The sequence below is a fragment of the Methanoregula sp. genome (assembly GCF_049510175.1).
Taxonomy (GTDB): Archaea; Halobacteriota; Methanomicrobia; order Methanomicrobiales; family Methanospirillaceae; genus Methanoregula.
Map to the genome: position 1 here is coordinate 1 of NZ_JBEKZF010000021.1, position 3,846 is coordinate 3,846.

Sequence of the window (3,846 nt, forward strand, 5' to 3'; positions counted from 1 at the left end):
TGTGACGCACGTGCATCCGGGTCGTCACCGGCAACAAGGACAATGCCGGAAACCAGACCCTGGGCAACCGCCTGGAGAAGGGGATCTGCACAGGCATTTATCCCGACATTCTTGATAATAACCGCAGCCCTCTTTCTGGAAAGTGAGTCCCCCAGCGCGTATTCAAGCGCAGTCTTCTCGTTTATCACCATTTCCGCTTTTGTCAGTTCCCCGAGATCCGTGACCGGGAACCCCGGTACGGTATACTGCCGGTCCGTATACAGGCAGATGGCTTCTGCTATGGCCTCGACACCTTTCATGCATCCCTCCCCGGAACGAGATCGCAACCGGCACAGTTAGTACACATCGTCATTGCCAGCCGGGGTTCAAGGGCGGCTGCAGCAAGGGCCCGTTCATGGATCGCAAAGATTTTCTTTAACCGTTCAGCGGACGGGCGGGGCGTTCCTGCAAGCCCGGCAACCGGGTTGAGCGGGCGCAGCACAGGAATCACCCCAAGCGATGTCAGCTTTTTTATGCAGGTTTCCAGCTCTGCATCGGTCTCCCCCAGCCCGACGATGACATTGGAAAAGACACGGTTTTTCCCGAAGAGGTGCACCGAACGATCAAGTACCTGCCAGAGCAGCCCGTAATCCAGACCAGGGCACATCTGAGAGAAGAGTTCCGGGGTCGCCGCTTCCAGATTGAATTTCACTTCTGCAACGCCAAGATCCTTCAAGCGATCGGGTGTCGTTACGGTCGGATAAATGGAGACACCGATGGGCAGGTTATAAGGGGTGAGGTGTTGTATGACCTCAGATACATAGGCCTCCTCTTCTTCGATAGTCGAGAGGACACCGCTTGTTATGGAGATGGCATGGACACGGTCGCGTACCGACTCCACCATTTTCATGATCTCTTCGATGGTCTTGCGTTTTCCCCCGATCCGGGGGACCGAACAGTACCGGCACCTGAATATGCAGCTGCCGGTCACCGTGATGAAGGCCTGGTCAGGACAGTGGAACCCGGGTTCCAGCAGGTGCCCGGAGATGCACTGTCCTTCAAAGAACAGGTCGGCAGTCCCGTTGCCACGGTGTGCGATCTCGATGCTGCTTAACGGGCTGATCGCAAGCTTGACACGGTGACTTCCCATGGCAAAAAAAACTGCGCCGATCCCTCCGGCACCCGGTCCTGCTGCAGAGCGGGCGATATACTGTTCTGCCGGTTCACCCGTCAACCGTGCCTGGCCAACAGCCAGAAGCCGGGCTTTCAGGTCTTTCCACTGCATAGTTCCAATGCCTCTGTATAGTTCGTATAAAAGGGTAGTGCAGCAACAGCACCGATAATACCACGCCGGTCCATGATAATCCTGAGGTCCGGATCCCGTAAGTTTTCCAAAAGACGTGGATCTATCTCACCCCTTTTCACCTTCCACCCGAATGCAAGCAAATCACGGGATGGTGTAAAGCCGGTATAGACAGCCATCCCGGTTTTTTTGGACAGGGTATACTGTTCCAGGAGCTGGCGGAACCTGGCAGTAAGCCCTTCGAGGTCTGTCGTCGCGAATTCTGCCACAAGCCCAACGCAGTTCTTGGTCCTGTATGGTACCGGGTACAGCTGGACAATCGTGTGCGACAGGTAGACGGAGTGTTCATCCACCACTGCTTTTGCAATATTATGGACAAGCGTCCACGTTGCACCCTCTTCTGGCGTATCGGTATCATCGACTCCAATCAGGACCCGCTGCATGCGGGGCAGCCAGATCGTGGAACCGGCAACTTTCCCGCCCCCGGATACATCGCTCCTGCTCCGCAGGACACCTGCTGCATCAGACCGGCATGCAGCAGCGCCTACCCCGCCTCCACCCATACCGATATAGCTTATCGCGATTTCAGACTCATCAACCGTGCAGGTGGATATTCCTGCCGGAAACCGGGAGCCTTCAAGGGCAAGATCGACCGATCCGGCCTTCAGCAGGTACCTCATCGTGGACCCCACGCAGCGAACCTGTTCAACGATCGGACTCTGGGCATAATGGCATTTCGACCACATTGCACCGCCGACACACTCAAAGAATTCGATGAGCTCCACCCTCATGCCATCTTTTTGTGCTACCGCCACAATCCGTGGGTAATGGATGACATAAGGCTCAGAGATGTTCATCATAGAGTCCCGCCGCTTCGATACCCCTGTTGCCCCATAATACAGCACCGAATGCTCCGATTCTTCCTTTCCTAGCGTTATTGTCAAGGAATTCGATACCAAGCGTCTTTGCTTCTCGCTCCGTCTGATCAACAGTCATAATCTCAGTTTTCACCCATTTGAATGCCGGAGAGTCTCTCATGAAATTGATGCCACGGTAATACGCGATCCCTGTATCACCAGAAAAAGTATGTTCTTCGACAAATTCCCTCATGTATTCCTGGAGTTCAACAACATTCTCCGTTTTTACTGCGAAGTTAAGCGCAGAAGCGACACAGTTTGTAGTTTTCTGGGGGACTTTGGGGTTGAGCTGAACAAGACGCATGTTCAGGAATTCAACGCCTTCAATCCTGCATGATTCGGCACATTTGAGTGCCATAACCCATGTTGCTCCTTCGGTTTTGGTATCCGTATCGTCAATGCCGAAACAAACCTTTTCATACTTAGGTGAGATAATTTGCACCCGGTTTGTTCGTGCCCCGCCAATTTTGAGATCGTCCTCAGTCGGATATTCAGAACGGAGAACTCCGGGAGCCTGGGGAAGGCATGCTGCAACCCCAACCCCGGCACCCGCGATACCGCTCCATGAAGTGATTACCTCGTTGCCGGATACTTCGACTGCTTCGAGAGCCTGGCCCCCGATGTCATGTGCTGCTGCGCCGAAATTGACCGGGAAGCGTCCCAGTTTCGCATGGAGAGTCATCGAGGTTCCCTCAACAATGCAGCCTGTCACAACACCCCCGGCACGGAACCGGTTCATCGCGTCCCACTCAATTGGACCCCTTGCAAGACAATGTTCGATGATCTCTGCAATACCAGCCCGTTCATCCACCATTACAAGAAATTTTTTTGCAAAGAGCGGGCCGAATCGCTGTTTCACATCATCGGGTGTAAGGATAACCAAATTATCACCGAAATTTTCGTTAACAAAAGAATCGTTAATAAAAATATAAATAATAATCGATTATCTCAATCAATTTCAAATAAAAAAAGTTAGAGGACTTTATGAAGTTCAATCTTATATGGTCCGAGAGTTCCGCCAAAATTACCGGCAGAGATAAACTTAACACCCGGTACCATTGCCGCTGCCTTGATACCGGCTCCCATTGCAGCTGCCACGCTCTTTTCATCGACACCATCAATGACGATCTCATAGACTGCCTTGATTCCTGCCGGAATCTTGCTGTCGGAAACCTTTTCCCTCAGAGTCGGGCAGTATTTTTCGTTGGTCGAAGCGACCATGAACTTGTATTTTAAGCTGCCAACTTTTGAACCGCTCGCCACGATACCCCCGGGAAAACTCGTGATAGTACCCGGAACCTTGTCAATCGCATCAACTGCTGCCCGTGCACCCATGAGGGCCGCCATCTGGTTCTCACCCATGACAAAGAAGTTACCGCCGGCGACACCCTTTACTATACCGAACTCCTCTTCACCAATGTATTCACCCTGCATAATGGGGATGACCCAACACTTTCTTCCGCCAACTTCCTTCTGGTATTCATAACCGTCCCCGAAGAAGTGAAGCTTGACCGGGATCTTTTCCTCCGCGTGGGTGATCCCGTTAAAAACTGCTGTCGTCGGTGCTGTAAGGACACATTCTGCGAGGCGTTCAACAACCTGTTCCTTAAGTTTTTTCTTGCTTGCACAGATGAGGATTGCAACACC

The 3,846-nt window shown here is 52.5% G+C and carries 4 protein-coding genes and 1 pseudogene; all 5 read right to left on the bottom strand.

Annotated features, from left to right (window positions below):
* Positions 1 to 299, bottom strand: a pseudogene (locus ABSG49_RS11970) (thiamine pyrophosphate-dependent enzyme); the annotation flags it as partial.
* Positions 296 to 1,264: a radical SAM protein gene (locus ABSG49_RS11975; protein ID WP_424026365.1), complete on the bottom strand. Its 969-nt coding sequence runs from the start codon at positions 1,262 to 1,264 to the stop codon at positions 296 to 298. The pseudogene ABSG49_RS11970 and the gene ABSG49_RS11975, both read right to left, overlap by 4 nt.
* Positions 1,246 to 2,142: a methanogenesis marker protein 11 gene (mmp11, locus tag ABSG49_RS11980; RefSeq protein WP_424026366.1), complete on the bottom strand. Its 897-nt coding sequence runs from the start codon at positions 2,140 to 2,142 to the stop codon at positions 1,246 to 1,248. The genes ABSG49_RS11975 and mmp11 overlap by 19 nt, the downstream gene beginning before the upstream one ends.
* Complete coding sequence (locus ABSG49_RS11985) at positions 2,126 to 3,082, bottom strand: tRNA(Ile2) 2-agmatinylcytidine synthetase (protein WP_424026367.1); 957 nt, start codon at positions 3,080 to 3,082, stop codon at positions 2,126 to 2,128. Before ABSG49_RS11985 ends, mmp11 begins: the two co-directional genes overlap by 17 nt.
* A gap of 89 nt (positions 3,083 to 3,171) precedes the next feature.
* A partial coding sequence (gene fhcD / locus ABSG49_RS11990) for a formylmethanofuran--tetrahydromethanopterin N-formyltransferase (protein WP_424026368.1) occupies positions 3,172 to 3,846 on the bottom strand: 675 nt, incomplete at its 5' end.